The organism is Pseudomonas sp. GM33, from assembly GCF_000282295.1.
In the GTDB taxonomy this organism is placed as follows: domain Bacteria; phylum Pseudomonadota; class Gammaproteobacteria; order Pseudomonadales; family Pseudomonadaceae; genus Aquipseudomonas; species Aquipseudomonas laurylsulfatiphila.
This window is the reverse complement of the sequence record NZ_AKJO01000188.1, coordinates 1-20,246: the sequence shown is the minus strand read 5'-3', so window position 1 is coordinate 20,246 and position 20,246 is coordinate 1. Positions and strand designations below refer to the sequence as shown.

Sequence of the window (20,246 nt, the reverse complement as noted above, 5' to 3'; positions counted from 1 at the left end):
CGAAGCGAAGCCGACCGGAGGGCAATGCCCCCGGATGAATACCGGAGCGAAGGAACCCCGAGCCTCAGCGAGGGGCCGTACGTTCGGGGCGAGCGTTTTTTGCTTCTTTTTTTACTGGGCCGGCACTCCGGGCGCTTGTAAAAAAGGGAGTCGCCGTAAGGGCGAAACCATAAGCCGCCGTTACCCAAAAAACGGATATGTACACAGTCAACAAAAGACAGGTCGGCTGTCAGGCCGCCTTCGTCGGATCGCCGCCCGGACCAAGCCCGCTCCCACAGGGGTTCAACATTGGCCCGGCAATCACATTTCAGCAGGCACAAAAAAGGCGACCCGATAGTCGCCTTAGTGCCTCACTGCCCGAACTGCCGCCCAAGCCCACCCGGTACACCGTGAATATCAGTCTCCTCCCACGGCCCCTTCGGACTGATCGACCGGCTCCAGCCGTTATCCCAACGGTAATAGGTACGCTGGCGATAAAAGGTATTGGGCTGATCATCAAGCACATAAACCCCAAGCTTCGGATCCCAATGGCTATTGCCCCCCGGTGGTGGCGCAAAGCTGGCAGAGGTGCGTGGCAGCGGCTTGGAGGGTTTTACCGGAACAGACGGCTTGCTCGGTACCGGCGACGTCGATGGCGTGGGGCTGGGCTGCGATCGCGGAATCGGCGGCGGAGCCGTTTGCTCCGGTGGTCGCTGGACCGCACAAGCGCTTAACCCCAAAACGACGCTGAGCAGGGCAATACGAGCGATGGCGGTCATGGTAGCGTTTTCCTGTTATTTGTCCGGGCTGTCGATGGTCAGTGTTTGCGGCGCGGTGGTGCTGCTGGCCAAGGGCTGGCTGCGACCGATCCACTCGCCGGCGGTCGGTTTGCCGGCACGGGAAATACGCGCAACCAGTTGGACTTCAGGGAAGTTCGACAGTTTCAATTGCGGCATCATCGCGTCGGCATCGCTCAGCTCGACGGTCACCGGCAGGTCAGCCACGGTCATGCGCTTGACCGCCAGCGGGGCCGGCGGACCGGAGACCGCACGGGCGAAGATGAACACGCTGTCGCCCGGCTGGACTTTGGTTTTGAGCTCCGCCGCCAGATCGACGCTGACCTTGAGCAACGCCGCGCTCTTGGCCGCCGGTGCTTGCGCAACCTTGCCACCACTGGCCACCAGTTTCTCCGTGGCCCGGGTGATCCCGCCTTGCAGCGCCTCCCGGGACGGGTCGTCCGGCGGTAACTGCGCCAACAGGCGATTCCAGTAATCGATGGCGTCCTGATAACGTTCGCCTTCAAACGCGGCAATGCCGAGCAGGCCGAGGCTGGTGACTTCTTTCGGATCGGCCTTGAGCGCTTCGTCGGTCAGGGCCTGGACCTTGTCCGACCACTTCTTGCCATCGGCGAAGTACTGGGCCTGGGCCCATTGACCGAGCAATTCGGGCTGACGACCGGCCAGGTTCACCGTGCGCTCGAACATCTTCGCCGCGTCCGCCGGGCGATCCTGCGCCATGTAGGTGCGACCGAGGAAGTACATGCCTTCGGCGGAATCCGGTTGAGCGGCGACCACACGCTCCAGGCGCTGGGTCATTTCTTCCATCGACTTGGGTGCCTGGGAGAATTCGCGGGTCAGTTCGACCTTGTCGCTGGCGCCGTAATGCATGTACAGCCCCAGGCCCAGCACCGGCACCAGAACGGCCGCCAGCAACGGCAGGGGTTTGCCCAGTCGCGACGCCCGCGGCGCTTCGACGCCTTCGGTGTCCGCCAGCAACTCACGGGCGGCTTCGGCGCGACCGGCGTCCATTTGCGCCGCATCGAGCACGCCCTCTTCCTGCTGAGTCTGCAACTCAGCCACGCGCTCCTGATAAAGCGCGACGTTCAAGGCGGTACGATCCTCTTCACGCTGGGCACGACGGCTGCGCAAAACCGGGATCAACAGAAAACTCAGGGCAACCAGAAGCAGCAGACCTGCAGCGAGCCAGAAATCAATCATTCTTGGTTTTATCCAACAGGTGGTCGAGGCGCGAGCGCTCCTCGGCAGACAGCGAGTCCGGGGTGCCGGCGCGTTGCACGCGACGACGGCGGACGATCACCGCGATGATCACGACACCCCCCAGCAGCAAGCCGGCGGGGCCGAACCATAGCAAGGCAGTCTTGGCGTTCAACGCAGGTTTGTAGCGGACGAAGTCACCGTAGCGGTCGACCATGAAGTCGATGATCTGCTGGTTGTCCTTGCCTTCGCCGAGCATGCGGAAAATCTCTTTGCGCAGGTCGGCGGCTATCGGTGCGTTGGAATCGGCAATGTCCTGGTTCTGGCACTTGGGGCAACGCAGCTCCTTGGTCAGCTCGCGGAAACGCTCGCGGTCACCTTCCTTGGCAAACTCATAGGTGTCGATGGCCCCGTGGGCCACACCGGCCATACTCAAGCCCAGGACAGCGGCAGTAATCCAGCGCTTCATGGCTTGGCCTCGTCGACCAGCGCCTGGTACTTGCCCGCCAGTTTTTCGCGCCAGACCTGCTCGTCGATCACGCCGACGAACTTGTCACGGATGATGCCCCTGGCGTCGATGAAGAAGGTTTCCGGCGCGCCGTACACGCCGAGGTTCAGGCCCAGCGAGCCTTCGTCATCACGGATGTCCAGCACATACGGGTTGTGGAAGTCCGTCAGCCACTTCAAGGCATCGGCGTTGACGTCCTTGTAGTTGATGCCATAGATCACCACGCCCTGCTGGGCCAGTTTGTTCAGCACCGGGTGCTCGACCCGGCAGGAAATGCACCAGGTGCCCCAGACGTTGACCAGCGCCGGCTTGCCCAGAATGTCGGCACGGGTCAGGGTCTTGTCGCCCTGCACCGACGGCAGGGAAAACTCCGGAAACGGCTTGTTGATCATGGCCGAAGGCAACTCGGCCGGATCCAGGTACAACCCACGGTAGAGAAACACGGCAACCACCAGAAAAATCGCCAGTGGCAACAACATCAACCAACGCTTCATGCAGTGGCTCCCGACATGCCCAGTGCTTCGCGCACGCGGCTTTTGACCTTGACCCGATAACGCCGATCCAGCGCCGCCAGCAACCCACCTGCACCTGTCAGCAAACCACCGAACCAGATCCAGCGCACGAACGGCTTGACGTGTACGCGCACAGCCCAGGCGCCGTTACCCAGCGGTTCACCTAGGGCGACATAGAGGTCGCGGGTGAAACCGGCGTCGATGCCCGCTTCGGTCATCACCGAGTTCTGCACGGTGTACAGGCGTTTTTCCGGGTGCAGCACGCTGATTTCCTTGCCGTTGCGGATCACCCGGACGGTGCCCTTGTCGGACGTGAAGTTCGGGCCTTCGAAGTGCTTCGCGCCTTCGAAGATGAAGTGATAACCGGCCAGGTCCATGGACTCGCCCGGCGCCAGGCGCAGGTCGCGCTCGGCACTGTTCTGGCTCGACAGCACGACACCCAGCGCACACACGGCAATACCCAGGTGTGCGATCTGCATGCCCCAGTAGCTGCGGGTCAGGGTGGGCAGGCCTTTGATCAGGCCTTTGTGGCGGGTCTTGTCGACAATGTCACGCGCACCGGCCAACAGCACCCAGGCGGCGAGCATGAAGGTCGCGAGCACTGCCCAGTTGAAGTCGCCGTACGCGACGCCAGCCACCACGGCCATGGCCGCACTGCCGAGCAATACCGGCGTCAGCATGCTCAGCAGCCATTTCACCGGGGTGTCTTTCCAGCGCACGATCACGCCGACCGCCATCACCACCATCAACAACGCCATCAACGGAATGAACAGCGCGTTGAAGTACGGCGGGCCGACCGACAGCTTGGCGCCGGTCATGGCATCGAGAATCAGTGGGTACAAGGTGCCCAGCAGGATCATCGAGGCGGCCACCACCAGCACCAGGTTGTTGCCCAGCAGCAGTGTTTCCCGGGACCACAGGTTGAAGCCGACCTGGCTCTTGACCACCGGCGCGCGCAGGGCGAACAGCGTCAATGAACCGCCGACCACGAACAGCAGGAAAATCAGGATGAACACGCCGCGTTCCGGATCGGAGGCAAAGGCGTGAACCGACGTCAGCACCCCGGAGCGCACGAGGAAGGTGCCCAGCAGGCTCAACGAGAACGCAGCGATGGCCAGCAACACCGTCCAGCTCTTGAACACGCCACGTTTTTCCGTGACCGCCAGCGAGTGAATCAGCGCGGTACCCACCAGCCATGGCATGAACGAGGCGTTTTCCACCGGGTCCCAGAACCACCAGCCACCCCAGCCGAGTTCGTAGTACGCCCACCACGAACCGAGGGTGATGCCGATGCCGAGGAACGCCCAGGCCACGATGGTCCACGGACGCGACCAGCGCGCCCACGCGGCATCCAGGCGACCGCCCATCAGCGCAGCGATGGCGAAGGCGAAGGCCACCGAGAAACCGACGTAGCCCATGTACAGCATCGGCGGGTGCACGATCAGGCCGATGTCTTGCAGCAAGGGGTTGAGGTCGGCACCGTCGCTGGGCATTTGCGGCAGGATGCGTTTGAACGGATTGGAGGTCATGATCAGGAACAGCAGGAAACCGGTGCTGATCATGCCCATCACCGCCAGCACACGGGCCAGCATGACCTGTGGCAACTGCCGGGAGAACACCGACACCGCGAAGGTCCAGCCACCGAGAATCAAGGCCCACAACAGCAAGGAACCCTCGTGGGCACCCCACACCGCACTGAACTTGTAGTACCACGGCAAGGCGCTGTTGGAGTTGTTGGCCACATAGGCCACGGAGAAGTCATCGACCATGAAGGCGTAGGTCAGGCAACCGAAGGCAAACAGCAGAAAGCTGAACTGCCCCCAGGCGGCCGGCTGGGCCAGGCTCATCCACAGGCGGTCACCGCGCCAGGCACCGAACAGCGGCACCACGGCCTGGGCCAGGGCGAAGCACAGGGCCAGGATCATCGCCAGATGGCCAAGCTCGGGAATAAAGATGCCGGATGTCATGGATCAACCCTCCTTCGCGGGCGTTGGCGCCGATTGACCGCTGTCTTTCAACGCCTTGGTCACTTCCGGCGGCATGTACTTCTCGTCGTGCTTGGCCAGCACTTCATCGGCCACCACCACGCCATCGGCATTGAGCTTGCCCAGGGCGACGATGCCCTGCCCTTCGCGGAACAGGTCCGGAAGGATGCCGCGATAGGTGATGGTCACGGATTTGTTGAAGTCGGTGACGACGAACTTCACGTCCAGCGAGTCGCCAGAACGCTGCAAGGAACCGGCCTCGACCATGCCACCGGCACGGATGCGCGTGTCATGCGGGGCTTCGCCGTTGGCGATCTGGGTCGGTGTGTAAAACAGGTTGATGTTCTGCTGCAGGGCGCTCAGGGCCAGGCCGACGGCAGCGCCGACCCCGACCAGGATCGCGAGAATGATGATAAGACGCTTTTTGCGCAGCGGATTCACTTGCCGTTCTCCCGGCGCAAACGACGCGCCTCTTGTTGCAGATACCGCTTGCGGGCCAGGATCGGCGCCGCCACGTTGAGGGCCAATACCGCCAGGCAGATGCCATAGGCTGACCAGACATACAGGCCATGATGACCCATGGCGATGAAGTCGCCGAATGAAGCAAAACTCATCGAGCGACCTCCAGGCTGTTTTCCACTTCGGCCTTGACCCAACTGGCCCGGGCTTCGCGCTTGAGCACTTCAAGACGCATGCGCAGTAGCAGGACCGCACCGAAGAAACAGTAGAAACCCAGCGCCGTCAGCAGCAATGGCAGCCACATCTCGGCTGGCATTGCCGGCTTTTCGGTGAGGGTGAAAGTCGCGCCCTGGTGCAGGGTGTTCCACCACTCCACCGAGTATTTGATGATCGGGATGTTGATCACGCCGACAATTGCCAGCACCGCACAGGCCTTGGCCGCGCTGTCACGATTGCTGATCGCGTTGCCCAGCGCAATGAGACCGAAGTACAGGAAAAGCAGGATAAGCATGGACGTCAGGCGTGCATCCCAGACCCACCACGAGCCCCAGGTCGGTTTGCCCCAGATCGCCCCGGTGACCAGCGCAACCGCCGTCATCCAGGCACCGATGGGCGCCGCGCATTGCAGGGCGACGTCGGCCAGTTTCATCTTCCACACCAGCCCGACGATGCCGCACACCGCCAGCATCACGTAGATGGACTGCGCCAGCATGGCGGCCGGAACGTGGATATAGATGATGCGGAAGCTGTTGCCCTGCTGGTAGTCCGGCGGCGCGAAGGCCAGGCCCCAGACCACGCCAACGCTGATCAGCAGCAACGCCGCGACGCTCAGCCAGGGCAGCATTTTGCCGCTGATGCCGTAAAACCATTTGGGCGAGCCGAGCTTGTGAAACCACGTCCAGTTCATACTGTTTCCATCACGGTTGCTCTTTACTGTGAAGAGCCAGGGTCTTTACTGGTCAAAAAATAACCAGACCTCATTATTCGCCGACGCTGATCTTCAGGCCAGCAGCTATTGCAAAGGGTGTCAGGGTTATCGCCAGGGCGGTCAGGCTACCAAGCCACAACAGATAACCGGTCGCCGGCATTCCCTGCAAGGCTGCCTGCAAGGCGCCACTGCCAAGGATCAATACCGGGATGTACAACGGCAGAATCAGTAGCGCCAGCAACAGGCCACCGCGCTTCAAACCGACCGTCAGCGCCGCACCCACTGCACCGAGCAGGCTCAGTACCGGTGTACCGAGCAGCAACGAAAGCAGCAACACCGGCAGACAGGCGGCAGGCAAACCGAGCATCAGCGCCAGCAAGGGGGCCAGCAAAACCAGTGCCAGGCCGGAAAAAGCCCAGTGTGCCAGCACTTTGGCCAAAACCAGAAGAGCCAGGGGGTGCGGCGAAAGGACCCACTGCTCAAGCGATCCATCCTCGAAATCACTGCGGAAAAGCCCGTCCAGCGAGAGCAGGACCGATAAAAGTGCCGCCACCCAGACCAGCCCCGGAGACAAGGTTTGCAACAATTGAGACTCGGGACCGACGGCCAACGGAAACAACGAAACGACGATGGCAAAGAACACCAGCGGATTGGCCAGCTCCGCCGGACGGCGGAACAGCAGACGCGCCTCGCGGGCGACCAACAGGCCGAACACACTCATACGGCCCAGCTCCCCAGATCGATGTCGCGATAACCGGCCGGCATCCGGCTCAGCGTGTGATGAGTGGTCAACACCACCATGCCGCCGCGTTCGCAGTGGCCGGCCAGGTGTTCTTCGAGTTGCGCCACGCCCTGTTTGTCGAGGGCGGTAAAGGGTTCATCGAGGATCCACAGCGGCGGGTTATCCAGATACAGACGCGCCAGCGCGACGCGGCGCTGTTGACCGGCAGACAGGGTGTGACAAGGCACATCCTCGAATCCGCGCAGCCCGACTGCAGCCAGCGCCTGCCAGATCGCCTCCTGGGTCGCCGGCTGATGCAAGGCACACAGCCAGCTCAGGTTCTCTTCCGGCGTCAGCAAATCCTTGATCCCGGCGGCGTGACCGATCCACAGGAGGTTGCGCGCCAGTTCGCCCCGTTGCTCGTTCAGCGGCTGTCCGTTGAGCAGCACCTGACCGGCGGTCGGCTGCATCAGCCCCGAGAGCAGGCGCAACAGACTGGTCTTGCCACTGCCGTTGGGGCCGCTGATTTGCATCATTTCGCCACTGGCCAGTCTCAAATCGAGATTTTCGAAGAGCAGCCGAAGGTCTCGCTCACAGGCAAGGGCAACGGTTTGCAGGACAGGACTGGTCAAGGGTTCACGGGCCTTATACGGTTCAAGTCGGCACGGGCGCGGCCGTTAAAGAGATGCAGCATAGATGCAATGACGTCTTGTTCTAGAGAGCTGCGTCAAACAATTGCAAAGTTTTCGCCATTTTTGGATACAACGGCGCGGCATTATACATGCCAGGCCCTACTCTAAAGAGTGCATTTTCCTCAGGTTGTGACCGCGTATGACAGGCGAAATGAACATCCTCCCGCTACCGCAGCCCCTCCCGGCGGCCTCACGCCCGCAGGTGCTCAGCGGTGAGTTGCTCAAGTTGCTGACGCCGGTGGAGGGGCTGATCAGCGTCGGTCAAACCGCCCAGGCCGAAGTGTTGTCACTCAAGCAGGCGGACCAGACTTTCCAGATGCTGCTCAAGGTCACCCTCGACAGCGGCCGCCAGACCACGGTCCAGACCACCAGCAATCAACCGCTGGCCCAGGGCACCACGCTGCTCGTCACCCAGCCCTCGGCCGGCAACCTGGCCGTGACGGTGCAACAGGCCATCGCCTCCAGCGTCGCCACTCTCACCCGCCTCGACACCGCGCAACTGCCCGTTGGCACCCTGCTGCAAGGCAAGGTGCTGACCTCGCAAGTGCTGCCGCAGGTTCCCGGTCAGCCCATGGTGTTTCGCTCGATGGTGAGCCTGCTCAACACCGCGTTGAGCGGCAGCACCCTGAGCATCGACAGTCCGCAGCCCTTGCGCATCGGCACCTTGTTGAGCGCGCAGGTGCAAGACAGCCAGACATTGACATTCGTGCCCCTGAGCAGCCGCCAGGAACAACTGGCGGTCACCCGGCAACTGGTCGACCAGCAAAGCCGCCAAGGCTCGCTGGATGGCTTGCTCAAACTCCTGCAGAACCTTGCGCCCTCGGACCAGACCTCCACCGAACTGCGCAGCGCCGCTGCCCGGTTGCTCGCCGGCCTGCCGGATGTCCAGCAACTGAGCACCCCCAAGGGCCTGGCCCTGGCGCTGGCCAACAGTGGTGCGTTCCTCGAAAGCAAACTGCTGAACGGGCAAAACCCGACACTCGCGCCGGACATGAAAGGCGACCTGCTCAAACTGGTTGCGCAGTTGAGTCAGGGCTTGCCGGCCAACACCAGCCTCAGCGCAATCATCGCCGCCAATACCCTGGCCCAGGCCATGCCGAATTTTGTCCGCAATGCCCTGGGCATGCTCGGCCAGGTCAGTGCCAAACCGTCGCCGAGCGGTTTCCCGCTGCCCGAACGCCTGCTGCAAAGCGCCGAGGGTGAAAACGACCTTGAACACTTGCTACGCCTGGCCGCCGCTGCGGTTTCACGCCTGCAAAGCCATCAGCTGTCGAGCCTGGAACAAACCGGCGTCACCGCCGACGGACGGCTGATGAGCACCTGGCAACTGGAAATCCCGATGCGCAATCTGCAGGACATCGTGCCCTTGCAGGTCAAGTTCCAGCGCGAGGACGCCCCCGAGAAACAGCAGCCAAAAGAACGTCGCGAACAAGGCGAACCCAAGCAACAGTTGTGGCGAGTCGAACTGGCCTTCGCCATGGAGCCTTTGGGGCCGCTGCAAATCCAGGCACAACTAATCAAGGGCAGCCTCTGCGGCCAGCTCTGGGCCGAACGGCCGTACACCGCCAGCCTGATCGAAAACAACCTGGCCAGGCTGCGTGACCGCCTGCTGTCCGCCGGCCTGAACGTCGGCGACCTGGACTGCCACCTCGGCAGACCACCCCAAGGCCCCCAAACCCGCCTCGAACAACGCTGGGTCGACGAAACCGCATGAAAAACCCCAACACCCCACGCCAGGCCATCGCCCTCAAATACGACGGCACCCACGCCCCCACCCTCACCGCCAAGGGCGACGAAGAACTGGCGGAAGAAATCCTGCGGATCGCCCGCGACTGCCAAGTGCCGATCTACGAAAATGCCGAGTTGGTGAGACTGCTGGCGCGCATGGAACTGGGGGACAGCATTCCGCAGGAGCTGTATCTGACGATTGCCGAGATCATTGCGTTTGCTTGGAATCTGAAGGGGAAATTTCCGGTGGAGCAGGATCCGCAATTGCCCTTGCAAGAAAAAGACATAACGGAACGAGGCGACAACTACTAATTACCTGACATATCGCCACGTAACACGGCGCATATAGGTTTGTACCACCCCTGTTCTAATTCAAACGAGCGCGCCACTTCAGGTTCGCCCACTCAAACAGACCTAATTGACCATAATCAATTAAATCCAAAGGAATTCCGCCAGCTGTCAGATTAAGCGCTTTCATTCCAACACGACCTACCCGCCAATAATACTCCCCAACGGAATTATTAACACGATGAACCAGTAAAATTTGATTACCTGTTGCTGACGTTCGCGCATAAGGCTGTATATCGGCCCACGCCAAAGAACCCTCTTGATAGACTGGAGATTCAGATGGCGTAAATGACCCATCACCATTATTGACAAGCTTCCAAAAATTAGTTGCTGCCCCATCGGCACTTGCGTGTAAAACCCAAGCGTCCGTCAAATGAGTAACAGGTGAGGTAACCGTGACAATTTTTGATCGAACATAGCGAAAATTCACATAATTACTTGGCTGACCAACATCAAACCCGTCCCCCGTACTTTTAAGTATCGACAGCCTCAAATGCTCATCAATTGAGTCAAAAGCAAGTACATCTGCAAAACCATCCCTCCCCAAATTAGCCACAGAAAGATACGCAGCCTTGTCAAGACCCGTTGCTTGAGCCCAAAGATCAGGAGCACTCAGACTTCCTCCTTCATTCATCATCAGCCAAAAATTCAAGCCCGAATCGCCACGGGTATGCGCAATCAACACGTCCGGCTTACCAGCGCCACGAAAATCACCCGCCAAATATTGCTGGGCAAGTTCATAATCAAATGGAAAGTCTACCATCGCCCATACTTTAGGGTGATCAAAATGATCACTAACACTCTTCATCAGACTGAACCGGGTTCCGCCTCCATTTCCCGGTGAAATTATCATTAAGTCAGCCTTACCATCGCCATCAAAATCAGCCAGCAAATAACGAGCTTGATCATAACAAACCTCATTATTTCCACACGTAGGCTGTAATGACGCTGCATCAAAGGCTACCCGCCCCCCATACCACTGCTTACTTTCAACCTTTCCCTCTTTAGTTGAAGACACCCATACATCGACCCCTGGACCATCTGATCGCCTGATCACCTGCACCAAACTACTTGCCCCCTCACCACCAACATCGCCTACCAATGCAGCTTCGACTTTTGTGTCGCTATCGACATTAATTATTTTCCTCGTCCATAACGCAGCACCTTTGAATGGTGAGCATTGATGACTAACTAATGATTCACTCGATGCATCAAGGCAGCCTGCCTGCGGCGTGAATACTTTTCCGAAATCCCATGGCGTCCAGTGCTGGGTGGCTTCGCCTCCAGCGCAGACCTTCACGACCAGCCTATTATTTTCAAACGCGACACACTGACCCGATTTATTCTTTAATAACGCGGTCCCCATTTCTCCCACTCTGACTGACGAGGGTACAAACGACCAAAGCTGTGCATCGTCATTATTACATTCGTACAGGGACAATTCGTCCCCCCCTCCTTTAGCAGCCAAACACTTTTGTGTTTCAAAATTAACTAATGGCTCCAGCGGGATATTAACTTCTGGCACTGCTTCGCGAGCATTGGTCACTTTAAAATTTCTACGAGCCACCCAATTGCCATTCCACGCAGCCTCACTAAACACACTGCTTACCGGTTCCGCCCCTTCATAATGAAAATACGTAGCAGCAATATCGCGCTTACGCTGAACAGCCCTTGGAGAGACGGTTGCAACACCACCGGCGGAGGGATAGGTCTCATGATAAGCAACCGAAATATCATCGCTAATATTGCGAAGGGCAGCCCGCGCAAATCGGGCCGAGTAAATATGATCCGGATGTTCAATGTAGGGAACTGTATCAGGATTCAAGGCATACACTTTCGTTGCGCCCAGCTCCTCAATAAGCTTCACCAATACCCTGATAATTGTAGCTTTACTATAAAGATTCACTGGACCCGAGGCTTCATCCAAATACGGCCAGCTAATCACTAGAGCGCCATTATCAAACATATTTGCCAAAGGAACGTCTCCACCTCTGACATGTCCACCTCGCACCCTTAAAAAAATCAACCTCAACCTTGAATTAGAGGTGGCCACTACACTCCTCAAATGTGCGGAACCGACTTCTATGATAGAGGTCTCCCACCCCGTACTGACTCCAAGCATCCTTTCGTAGGCTTTTTCGGAGGCTTTTTCTCGATTTATTACATAGTCAAACCCCGCTCCAGAGCTTCCACCCACCATAAAAATAACCGTAACACAACCACCTCGGGTCAAGACCTCCGATATGCCAGGCTCAATAAAAAGTAGATCATCGTCCATGTGAGCGACGACACTGACAAGATGCTCACCAGAGCAAGTCGCACGATCTGGACTCAACACGCCGTATGGAAGTTTCAACGACTCACTTGCGAAAGCGGTGCCGTTCAATGCAAGTACCAGTATCGCCAAGGCAAATAAACCTTGGAAAAATACAAGCTTAAAACCATACTCTCGCCTGGTTTCCATACACTACCCGCCTATCAGTAGAGCCGCCATTATTTACAGACCGATAAAACAATCCCTTTACATCAGAACGATAAATTCAACCGGCGCAACTGAATCAAGTTCGAGTATTGTCACGGTCACCGCACCTTACTACTGTCAAAAATACCAGTTTGGACGAACGATCACTGAGTAAGGTGGGCGGATTCTACGAAAGGGAATATCAGGCTGGGCGAGGCACGGCTGTGATCACCTACGGCAGCGCAATACCGACTAGGGACGGTAGATGAAGCACTGGCGATTGTTTTTTCAAAGCAAAAAAAGATCGCAGCCTTCGGCAGCTCCTACAGGTGGTACCGCGTAGGAGCTGCCGAAGGCTGCGATCTTTTGATCTGTTCAGTTCTTGTGCACTTTGCTCATCAACTCCGCCTCAGCCTGGGTCAAGCCGCAGGACTGGGTCAGTTCGTCGACGCTGGCGCCCATCCCGACCAATCGTGCTGCCTGGGCAAACGACAGGCTGGTCGGGTCGCGCTGTTCCAGCTGAGCGAGTTTGTCCGGCAACGGCGCAACGATCGCCCGCAGTTCATGCAGGTCTTCGCCCATGCGCACGTTGCCGTTCTGGTAGTTGTCAACGCGTTTGCCCAGGTCCTTGATGCGCTGGTCGCGCTGCGCATCGCCCTGGGCCTGTTGCGCGGCGATCTGCTTCTGGGCGCGAATGTAGGCCAGAAACATCGCCAGCGTGCCTGCCCAGAACAGGAACAGGACAATGACCGCAACCTCGAGAATCAATCAGATACTCTCCAGTTCCGACCATTCTTCTTCGCTCATCATCTTGTCCAGCTCGACCAGGATGAGCAATTCGTTGTTCTTGTTGCACACGCCTTGAATGAACTTGGCGGACTCTTCGTTACCCACGTTCGGCGCGGTTTCGATTTCCGACTGACGCAGGTAAACCACTTCGGCCACGCTGTCGACCATGATCCCGACAACCTGCTTGTCGGCTTCGATGATGACGATACGGGTGTTGTCGCTGATCTCGGCATTCATCAGGCCGAAGCGCTGACGGGTGTCGATCACGGTGACGACGTTGCCGCGCAAGTTGATGATGCCCAGCACGTAGCTCGGGGCACCCGGGACCGGGGCGATTTCGGTGTAGCGCAGGACTTCCTGGACGCGCATCACGTTGATGCCGTAGGTCTCGTTGTCCAGCTTGAAGGTGACCCATTGCAGGATCGGATCTTCGGAACCTTTTGCCGCCGTTGCCTTGTCATTCATACCCTGCCCCCTCAAGAAACCGCCCTGGCGGTGTGTGTTCCGTGCAACGCCATCGAGTGACGTCGCCTGTTGTTTATTTGATGTTTGTCGGTTTGTGGTTCGGCTTGCTGCCGGACATGTGCTTTGCCCCGCCACTGGCGATCAACTCGGCCAACGAGGCGACGTCGAGCAAGGCGCACATGTGTTCAATCACCGTGCCGGCGAGCCATGGCCGCTGACCTCGATGACTTCTCCATTTGATTTCATTCGGGTCCAGTCGCAACGAGCGACTGACCTGATGCACCGCCAGGCCCCATTCATAGCCCTGGACCGAAATCACGTATTGCAGGCCCTGCTTGAAATCGTCGCGGTAACGGTCTGGCATGACCCAACGCGCGGTATCGAGCACCTTGAGGTTGCCGGCCTGGCTCGGCAGGATGCCCAGAAACCATTCCGGCTGGCCGAACAACGGCGTCAGCTCGTGACCGGCCAGGGAGTAGATCGACCCCAGGCATACCAGCGGCACCGCCAGGGTCAAGCCGGCGACATCGAACAGCAGGCATTCGAAAGGCTCGGCGGCCCAGGACGGACGACCCTCGGTGTCCACCGGTGGCGGCGTATTGCTCGGTGGCAGATGCACTTCGACGACGGGCGATACCAGGGTTTGCGGCACTTCGACAGCGGCTGGCTGCGCTTCAACAGGCGGCGGTGACAAGGCTTGCAGCAGCGGAGCGATGGTCGAAACGGACGCCAAGACCGGCGCCGGGGCTTCGATCACCGGCGCCTTGAACACTGGCGCTACGGATGCCGGCACCGGCGCGGCCGCCGCGGCATCACGGGCCTGCTCTTCGAGCACCGCTGCCTGGAACTCGTCCAGCACTGCTTCGGTGGCGATCTCCTCGGCCACTGCCTCTATCGGCAGCGTCAATTCTTCGGTCACGTCCTGCAGCAAGCTGTCCAGGTAGGACTGCAATGCCAGTTGCGGGCGCGAAGTGGTCTTCAATGGCCGGTTCATGAACGCTCACCTGTAGGGGCGACGGTGCGACGATTCGCTTTGCTCGCGATGAACCTGAGAGCGCCACGGGGTGCCAGGTTTCCCGCGTCATCGTTGACGACCATCGCGAGCAGGCTCGCTCCTACAGGGATCGAGGTCAAGTCAGGCCACCTGCGCAACAAGTTGCGCCGCCAGCAGATGCTTGAGCAACGCACGGTAAGCGAGAACGCCACGACTCTTGCCGTCGAACTGCGAAGGCGTCAGCCCGGCACGGCTGGCATCGCGCAGGCGCGTGTCCACCGGGATGTAGCCTTGCCAGATTTCGTCTGGGAATTTGTCGCGCAGCACGCGCAAGGTGCCGAGGGACGCCTGCGTGCGGCGGTCAAACAGGGTCGGCACGATGGTGAATGGCAATGCCTGTTTGCGCGAGCGGTTGATCATCGCCAGGGTGTTGACCATGCGCTCGAGGCCCTTGACCGCGAGGTGTTCGGTCTGCACCGGGATCACCAGTTGCTGGCTTGCCGCCAAGGCATTGACCATCAGCACGCCGAGCAAGGGCGGGCTGTCGATCACGGCGTAATCGAAGTCCTGCCACAGTTGCGCCAGGCTCTTGGCAATCACCAGGCCCAAACCACTCTGCCCTGGCGACTGGCGCTCGAGGGTGGCCAGCGCGGTGCTGGACGGCAACAGGGAAATGCGTTCGTCGCTGGTTGACAGCAACAGTTGACCCGGCAGGCCTTGCGGCACGTTGCCCTTGTGCAGGAACAGATCGTAGTTGCTGTGTTCCAGGCTGTCGGGGTCGTAGCCGAAGTAGCTGGTCATGGAGCCGTGAGGGTCGAGATCGACCACGACCACGCGCTTGCCCGCCTCGGCCAGCAACCCGGCTAAAGCGATGGAGGAAGTGGTTTTACCGACACCACCCTTTTGATTGGCGACTGCCCAGACTCTCATTCGGATTGTTCCTCCCGGCCGCACGGATCGACCGAGAAATAGCTCAACGTGTTAATGCGGGTGACGGAGAATTGACGGCGTTCTCTCGTACCGGCGACTTGACCGGGGTCGGTGCAGTTTGTGTGCCAGCACGCTTCAATGCGGCATCCGGTTGCGCATGAGCGGTTCCGGTACCGGTCAGGCTGCGGCGAACATCGAGGTTGCGCGACACCACCAGCACCACGCGACGGTTGCGTGCGCGGCCTTCGGCGGTGGCGTTGTTGGCCACCGGCTGAAACTCGCCGTAGCCCACCGACGCCAGGCGACCGGGGTTCACCCCCTGCATCGCCAGCATGCGCACGATGCTGGCCGAGCGCGCCGAGGACAGCTCCCAGTTGGTCGGGTACTGCGCAGTGCGGATCGGTTGATCGTCGGTGAAACCTTCGACATGGATCGGGTTGTCGAACGGCTTCAGGATCGCCGCGACCTTGTCGATGATGTTGAACGCGATATCGCTGGGCATGGCATCACCGCTGCCGAACAACAGGCTGGAATTGAGCTCGATCTCGACCCACAGCTCATTGCCGCGCACGGTCATCTGGTTGGAGCTGATCAGGTCACCGAACGCCGCGCTGATGTCATCGGCGATGCTCTTGAGCGGATCGCTGGCGCCGGAGACACCAGCATCGACCTGATCACTGTCCTTGACCAGCGGCTTGGCCGGGGTCACGGTCTTCGGCCGCTCGTCACCGATGGGGATCGGCTTGAGCGCGCGATCGGAATCGGTGAAGACCCCGATCAGGGCTTCGGAAATGACCTTGTACTTGCCTTCGTTGATCGAAGAGATGGAGTACATCACCACGAAAAAGGCGAACAGCAAGGTAATGAAGTCGGCATAGGAAACCAGCCAACGTTCATGGTTTACATGCTCTTCATGTTGGCGGCGACGTGCCATGAGCCTAGTCCCTTAATCCATGAAGCCCTGAAGCTTCAACTCGATGGAGCGAGGGTTTTCACCTTCGGCAATCGACAGCAGTCCTTCCAGCAACATTTCGCGATAACGCGACTGGCGCAGCGCGATGGCTTTGAGTTTGGCGGCAATCGGCAGCAGCACCAGGTTGGCACTGGCCACGCCGTAGATGGTGGCGACGAAGGCCACGGCGATGCCGTTACCCAGTTGCGACGGATCACCCAGGTTGCCCATGACGTGAATCAGGCCCATCACCGCACCGATGATGCCGATGGTCGGCGCATAACCGCCCATGCTTTCGAAGACCTTGGCCGCTTCGATATCGCGGCTTTCCTGGGTGTAGAAATCCACTTCCAGAATGCTGCGGATCGCTTCCGGCTCCGCGCCGTCGACCAGCAGTTGCAGGCCTTTGCGGGCGTAATTGTCAGGTTCGGCGTCAGCGATGCCTTCAAGACCCAGCAGGCCTTCCTTGCGGGCGGTCAGGCTCCAGTTCACCACGCGATCGATGCCACCGGCCAGGTCGACGCGAGGCGGGAACAGGATCCAGGCGAGGATCTGCATGGCGCGCTTGAAGGCGCTCATCGGTGATTGCAGCAGCGCCGCGCCAATGGTCCCGCCAAGCACGATCAACGCTGCCGGGCCGTTGGCCAGGGCGCCCAAGTGACCGCCTTCAAGGTAATTGCCGCCGATGATGGCGACAAAAGCCATGATGATGCCGATCAGGCTTAGAACATCCATCAGATGCACGCCTCGACCAAGTGCTTGCCAATGTCGTCGAGGCTGTACACCGCGTCGGCGAGTTCAGCTTTTACAATGGCCATCGGCATGCCATAGATCACGCAACTGGCTTCGTCCTGCGCCCAGATCGAACTGCCGCCCTGCTTGAGCAGGCGCGCGCCTTCCCGGCCATCGGCGCCCATGCCGGTCAGGACGACCGCCAGAACTTTGTCACCGTAGGACTTGGCTGCCGAACCGAAGGTGATGTCCACGCACGGTTTGTAGTTGAGGCGCTCGTCACCCGGGAGGATTTTCACCGCGCCGCGACCGTCGATCATCATCTGCTTGCCACCCGGTGCCAGCAGCGCCAGGCCCGGACGCAGGATGTCGCCATCCTCGGCTTCCTTGACGCTGATGCGGCAGAGCTTGTCCAGGCGCTCGGCGAAGGCCTTGGTGAAGGCGGCCGGCATGTGTTGAACCAGCACGATCGGGGCCGGGAAATTGGCCGGTAATTGGGTCAACACCCGTTGCAGGGCAACCGGGCCGCCGGTGGACGTACCGATGGCCACCAGTTTGTAGGCCTTGCGTTTTGGCGCGGGCGACGACGCAGCGGGGGCATGCGTACGCACCGGGATCGGTGCCGGTGCCGGACGCGCGGGCGCGCTGCTGGCAAAACTCCCCACGCTGGAAGGCGCAGGCGTCGGGGCTGGTGCAGCGACAGGCGCCGGAGCGCTGTAGTGACTGACTCGACGATTACTGCGCGAGATGCTGAGAATCTTCTCGCACAGCAGTTGCTTGACCTTCTCGGGGTTGCGCGAGATGTCTTCGAAATTCTTCGGCAGGAAGTCCACCGCACCGGCATCCAGCGCATCGAGGGTGACCCGGGCGCCTTCATGGGTCAGCGAGGAGAACATCAGGACCGGGGTCGGGCAGCGTTGCATGATGTGTCGCACGGCGGTGATACCGTCCATCATCGGCATCTCGTAGTCCATGGTGATCACGTCGGGTTTGAGGGCCAGCGCCTGATCGATCGCCTCTTTGCCGTTGGTCGCCGTGCCGACGACCTGGATATTCGAATCCGCTGAAAGAATTTCCGAGACGCGGCGGCGAAAAAACCCCGAATCGTCCACCACCAGGACTTTGACTGCCATAAACACTCCATTAGATGGAGCGAGGCCAGGCGCCCCGCTCCACCAGAATCAAATACGCCGTGTGGCGTAACGCTTGAGCATGCTCGGAACATCGAGAATCAGCGCGATGCGGCCGTCACCGGTGATGGTGGCGCCGGACATGCCCGGCGTTCCCTGGAGCATTTTGCCCAATGGCTTGATGACCACTTCTTCCTGGCCCACCAGTTGATCGACGACAAAGCCGATCCGCTGCGTGCCCACCGAAAGGATCACCACATGGCCCTCGCGCTGCTCTTCGTGAGCGGCGGAGCTGACCAGCCAGCGTTTGAGGTAGAACAATGGCAGCGCCTTGTCCCGCACGATCACCACTTCCTGGCCGTCCACGACGTTGGTGGTCGACAGGTCGAGGTGGAAAATTTCGTTGACGTTCACCAGCGGGAACGCGAACGCCTGGTTGCCGAGCATGACCATCAGCGTCGGCATGATCGCCAGGGTCAGCGGCACCTTGATGACGATCTTGGAACCCTGGCCCTTGGCCGAGTAGATGTTGATCGAACCGTTGAGCTGGGAAATCTTGGTTTTCACCACATCCATGCCCACACCGCGACCCGACACGTCGGAGATCTCGGTCTTGGTCGAGAAACCCGGGGCGAAGATCAGGTTGTAGCATTCCGTGTCGCTCAGTCGATCGGCCGCATCCTTGTCCATCACGCCGCGTTTCACCGCGATGGAACGCAGGACATTCGGGTCCATGCCTTTACCGTCATCGGAGATCGACAGCAGGATGTGATCGCCTTCCTGCTCGGCCGCCAGGATCACCTTGCCGCTACGGGCCTTGCCCGAGGCTTCGCGCTCTTCCGGCGACTCGATGCCGTGGTCGACCGCGTTGCGCACCAAGTGGACCAGCGGATCGGCCAGGGCCTCGACGAGGTTCTTGTCGAGGTCGGTTTCTTCGCCGACCAGTTCCAGGTTGATCTCTTTCTTGAGCTGGCGAGCCAGGTCACGAACCAGGCGCGGGAAGCGCCCGAAGACTTTCTTGATCGGTTGCATCCGGGTCTTCATGACCGCGGTTTGCAGGTCGGCGGTGACCACGTCGAGGTTCGACACGGCCTTGGACATGGCTTCGTCGCCACTGTTCAGACCCAGGCGGACCAGGCGGTTACGCACCAGCACCAGCTCGCCGACCATGTTCATGATCTCGTCCAGACGCGCGGTATCGACGCGTACGGTGGTCTCGGCTTCGCTCACCGGTTTTTCCGCCGGTGGCGCGGCCGGAGCGCGGGCGGCAGCCGGTGCAGCAACTGCCGGGGCTTCGGCTTTTGGCTCGGTGGCCTTGGCCACAGGTTTCGGCGCCGCCTTGGCTGCCGGTGCCGCAACCGCAGCGTTCGAACCGTTGGCCGCTGTCGCGGTGCCGACTTCGCTGAACTTGCCTTTGCCGTGCAATTCGTCGAGCAGCGCTTCGAACTCGTGATCGGAAATCAGATCGCTGCCAGCCGCCGCCGCGCTTGGGGCCGCAGGTGCAGGCACCGAAGCAATGGCCGACTCCAGTGCCTCGACAGCAAAGTTGCCCTTGCCATGCAACTGGTCGAGCAGTGCTTCAAATTCGTCGTCAGTAATATCGGAACTGTCACCCGGCGCTTTCGGTGCTTCTGGCGCAGCCGGAGCCGGCGCAATCGCATCGACGGCAAACTGGCCTTTACCGTGCAACTGATCGAGCAACGACTCGAACTCGGCATCAGTGATTTCGTCGCTGGCAGCCGCATCGCTTGCGGGTGCCTCGCTTGCAGGTGCGTGGGCAACCGCCGGCGCCTCGGCCTGTGCCTTGACGGCATTGAGCGAGTCCAGCAATTGCTCGAATTCGTTATCGGTAATATCGCCTGAATCGGCTTCAGCCACCGGCGCTTCAACCACGGCGGCAACAGGCGCAGCAACCACTTCGTCAGCCGATTGCGGCTCC

General features: G+C 60.0%; 21 protein-coding genes. 2 read left to right on the top strand and 19 right to left on the bottom strand.

Annotated elements, in window-relative coordinates:
* Window positions 1–350: 350 nt before the first annotated feature.
* The 10 genes from PMI26_RS31145 to ccmA all read right to left on the bottom strand — a co-directional run bounded on the left by PMI26_RS31145 (window position 351) and on the right by ccmA (window position 7,718).
* The gene (locus PMI26_RS31145; RefSeq protein WP_007980770.1) at window positions 351–758 is read right to left on the bottom strand and encodes a hypothetical protein; all 408 of its coding nucleotides are present in this window, start codon (window positions 756–758) and stop codon (window positions 351–353) included.
* A gap of 15 nt (window positions 759–773) precedes the next feature.
* Entirely contained in the window at window positions 774–1,976 is a 1,203-nt protein-coding gene (gene ccmI, locus PMI26_RS00635; RefSeq protein WP_007980768.1) for a c-type cytochrome biogenesis protein CcmI, read from the bottom strand.
* Window positions 1,969–2,442 (bottom strand): cytochrome c-type biogenesis protein, encoded by a 474-nt coding sequence (locus tag PMI26_RS00640; protein ID WP_007980766.1) that lies wholly within the window; start codon window positions 2,440–2,442, stop codon window positions 1,969–1,971. Before PMI26_RS00640 ends, ccmI begins: the two co-directional genes overlap by 8 nt.
* Window positions 2,439–2,975 (bottom strand): DsbE family thiol:disulfide interchange protein, encoded by a 537-nt coding sequence (locus PMI26_RS00645; protein ID WP_007980764.1) that lies wholly within the window; start codon window positions 2,973–2,975, stop codon window positions 2,439–2,441. Before PMI26_RS00645 ends, PMI26_RS00640 begins: the two co-directional genes overlap by 4 nt.
* The gene (locus PMI26_RS00650; protein ID WP_007980762.1) at window positions 2,972–4,960 is read right to left on the bottom strand and encodes a heme lyase CcmF/NrfE family subunit; all 1,989 of its coding nucleotides are present in this window, start codon (window positions 4,958–4,960) and stop codon (window positions 2,972–2,974) included. The genes PMI26_RS00645 and PMI26_RS00650 overlap by 4 nt, the downstream gene beginning before the upstream one ends.
* Before the next feature lie 3 nt (window positions 4,961–4,963).
* A complete protein-coding gene (ccmE, locus tag PMI26_RS00655; protein WP_007980760.1) occupies window positions 4,964–5,419 on the bottom strand; it encodes a cytochrome c maturation protein CcmE in 456 nt (151 codons plus the stop codon).
* Complete coding sequence (gene ccmD / locus PMI26_RS00660; protein WP_007980758.1) at window positions 5,416–5,592, bottom strand: heme exporter protein CcmD; 177 nt, start codon at window positions 5,590–5,592, stop codon at window positions 5,416–5,418. The genes ccmE and ccmD overlap by 4 nt, the downstream gene beginning before the upstream one ends.
* Window positions 5,589–6,344 carry a heme ABC transporter permease gene (locus tag PMI26_RS00665; protein WP_007980756.1) on the bottom strand — a complete coding sequence of 252 codons (756 nt, stop codon included), beginning with the start codon at window positions 6,342–6,344 and terminating at the stop codon, window positions 5,589–5,591. The genes ccmD and PMI26_RS00665 overlap by 4 nt, the downstream gene beginning before the upstream one ends.
* Before the next feature lie 73 nt (window positions 6,345–6,417).
* The gene (ccmB, locus tag PMI26_RS00670) at window positions 6,418–7,086 is read right to left on the bottom strand and encodes a heme exporter protein CcmB (protein WP_007980754.1); all 669 of its coding nucleotides are present in this window, start codon (window positions 7,084–7,086) and stop codon (window positions 6,418–6,420) included.
* Complete coding sequence (gene ccmA / locus PMI26_RS00675) at window positions 7,083–7,718, bottom strand: cytochrome c biogenesis heme-transporting ATPase CcmA (protein WP_007980752.1); 636 nt, start codon at window positions 7,716–7,718, stop codon at window positions 7,083–7,085. Before ccmA ends, ccmB begins: the two co-directional genes overlap by 4 nt.
* Window positions 7,719–7,917: 199 nt before the next feature.
* Between ccmA and fliK the strand changes: the two genes are divergently transcribed.
* Both fliK and PMI26_RS00685 read left to right on the top strand, forming a co-directional pair.
* The gene (fliK, locus tag PMI26_RS00680; protein WP_007980751.1) at window positions 7,918–9,492 is read left to right on the top strand and encodes a flagellar hook-length control protein FliK; all 1,575 of its coding nucleotides are present in this window, start codon (window positions 7,918–7,920) and stop codon (window positions 9,490–9,492) included.
* Window positions 9,489–9,818 (top strand): EscU/YscU/HrcU family type III secretion system export apparatus switch protein, encoded by a 330-nt coding sequence (locus tag PMI26_RS00685; RefSeq protein ID WP_007980746.1) that lies wholly within the window; start codon window positions 9,489–9,491, stop codon window positions 9,816–9,818. The genes fliK and PMI26_RS00685 overlap by 4 nt, the downstream gene beginning before the upstream one ends.
* A 55-nt stretch (window positions 9,819–9,873) precedes the next feature.
* On the opposite strand, the gene PMI26_RS31140 is transcribed toward PMI26_RS00685, so the two are convergent.
* The 9 genes from PMI26_RS31140 to PMI26_RS00725 all read right to left on the bottom strand — a co-directional run.
* A complete protein-coding gene (locus tag PMI26_RS31140) occupies window positions 9,874–12,318 on the bottom strand; it encodes a ricin-type beta-trefoil lectin domain protein (RefSeq protein WP_007980744.1) in 2,445 nt (814 codons plus the stop codon).
* A gap of 372 nt (window positions 12,319–12,690) precedes the next feature.
* Window positions 12,691–13,083, bottom strand: coding sequence for a DUF2802 domain-containing protein (locus PMI26_RS00690; protein WP_007980743.1), 393 nt, complete (start codon window positions 13,081–13,083; stop codon window positions 12,691–12,693).
* On the bottom strand, window positions 13,084–13,569 hold the full coding sequence (locus PMI26_RS00695; RefSeq protein ID WP_007980742.1) for a chemotaxis protein CheW: 486 nt from the start codon (window positions 13,567–13,569) through the stop codon (window positions 13,084–13,086).
* Between the two features lie 73 nt (window positions 13,570–13,642).
* A complete protein-coding gene (locus tag PMI26_RS00700; protein WP_007980741.1) occupies window positions 13,643–14,563 on the bottom strand; it encodes a CheW domain-containing protein in 921 nt (306 codons plus the stop codon).
* Window positions 14,564–14,704: 141 nt separating this feature from the next.
* Entirely contained in the window at window positions 14,705–15,493 is a 789-nt protein-coding gene (locus PMI26_RS00705) for a ParA family protein (protein WP_007980740.1), read from the bottom strand.
* A 43-nt stretch (window positions 15,494–15,536) separates the two neighbouring features.
* Window positions 15,537–16,427, bottom strand: a complete 891-nt coding sequence (gene motD, locus PMI26_RS00710) for a flagellar motor protein MotD (protein ID WP_007980739.1) — start codon at window positions 16,425–16,427, stop codon at window positions 15,537–15,539.
* 12 nt (window positions 16,428–16,439) lie between these two features.
* Window positions 16,440–17,180 carry a flagellar motor protein gene (locus PMI26_RS00715; RefSeq protein WP_007980738.1) on the bottom strand — a complete coding sequence of 247 codons (741 nt, stop codon included), beginning with the start codon at window positions 17,178–17,180 and terminating at the stop codon, window positions 16,440–16,442.
* Window positions 17,180–18,310 carry a protein-glutamate methylesterase/protein-glutamine glutaminase gene (locus PMI26_RS00720; protein WP_007980737.1) on the bottom strand — a complete coding sequence of 377 codons (1,131 nt, stop codon included), beginning with the start codon at window positions 18,308–18,310 and terminating at the stop codon, window positions 17,180–17,182. Before PMI26_RS00720 ends, PMI26_RS00715 begins: the two co-directional genes overlap by 1 nt.
* A gap of 48 nt (window positions 18,311–18,358) precedes the next feature.
* The coding region (locus tag PMI26_RS00725; RefSeq protein ID WP_007980736.1) for a chemotaxis protein CheA at window positions 18,359–20,246 on the bottom strand (1,888 nt) is incomplete at its 5' end.

Bases quoted from the DNA above. Each gene is read 5' to 3' on its own strand.
- PMI26_RS31145 (WP_007980770.1), bottom strand. From the start codon at position 758: ATGACCGCCATCGCTCGTATTGCCCTGCTCAGCGTCGTTTTGGGGTTA.
- ccmI (WP_007980768.1), bottom strand. From the start codon at position 1,976: ATGATTGATTTCTGGCTCGCTGCAGGTCTGCTGCTTCTGGTTGCCCTG.
- PMI26_RS00640 (WP_007980766.1), bottom strand. From the start codon at position 2,442: ATGAAGCGCTGGATTACTGCCGCTGTCCTGGGCTTGAGTATGGCCGGT.
- PMI26_RS00645 (WP_007980764.1), bottom strand. From the start codon at position 2,975: ATGAAGCGTTGGTTGATGTTGTTGCCACTGGCGATTTTTCTGGTGGTT.
- PMI26_RS00650 (WP_007980762.1), bottom strand. From the start codon at position 4,960: ATGACATCCGGCATCTTTATTCCCGAGCTTGGCCATCTGGCGATGATC.
- ccmD (WP_007980758.1), bottom strand. From the start codon at position 5,592: ATGAGTTTTGCTTCATTCGGCGACTTCATCGCCATGGGTCATCATGGC.
- PMI26_RS00665 (WP_007980756.1), bottom strand. From the start codon at position 6,344: ATGAACTGGACGTGGTTTCACAAGCTCGGCTCGCCCAAATGGTTTTAC.
- ccmB (WP_007980754.1), bottom strand. From the start codon at position 7,086: ATGAGTGTGTTCGGCCTGTTGGTCGCCCGCGAGGCGCGTCTGCTGTTC.
- fliK (WP_007980751.1), top strand. From the start codon at position 7,918: ATGACAGGCGAAATGAACATCCTCCCGCTACCGCAGCCCCTCCCGGCG.
- PMI26_RS00685 (WP_007980746.1), top strand. From the start codon at position 9,489: ATGAAAAACCCCAACACCCCACGCCAGGCCATCGCCCTCAAATACGAC.
- PMI26_RS31140 (WP_007980744.1), bottom strand. From the start codon at position 12,318: ATGGAAACCAGGCGAGAGTATGGTTTTAAGCTTGTATTTTTCCAAGGT.
- PMI26_RS00695 (WP_007980742.1), bottom strand. From the start codon at position 13,569: ATGAATGACAAGGCAACGGCGGCAAAAGGTTCCGAAGATCCGATCCTG.
- PMI26_RS00700 (WP_007980741.1), bottom strand. From the start codon at position 14,563: ATGAACCGGCCATTGAAGACCACTTCGCGCCCGCAACTGGCATTGCAG.
- PMI26_RS00705 (WP_007980740.1), bottom strand. From the start codon at position 15,493: ATGAGAGTCTGGGCAGTCGCCAATCAAAAGGGTGGTGTCGGTAAAACC.
- motD (WP_007980739.1), bottom strand. From the start codon at position 16,427: ATGGCACGTCGCCGCCAACATGAAGAGCATGTAAACCATGAACGTTGG.
- PMI26_RS00715 (WP_007980738.1), bottom strand. From the start codon at position 17,180: ATGGATGTTCTAAGCCTGATCGGCATCATCATGGCTTTTGTCGCCATC.
- PMI26_RS00720 (WP_007980737.1), bottom strand. From the start codon at position 18,310: ATGGCAGTCAAAGTCCTGGTGGTGGACGATTCGGGGTTTTTTCGCCGC.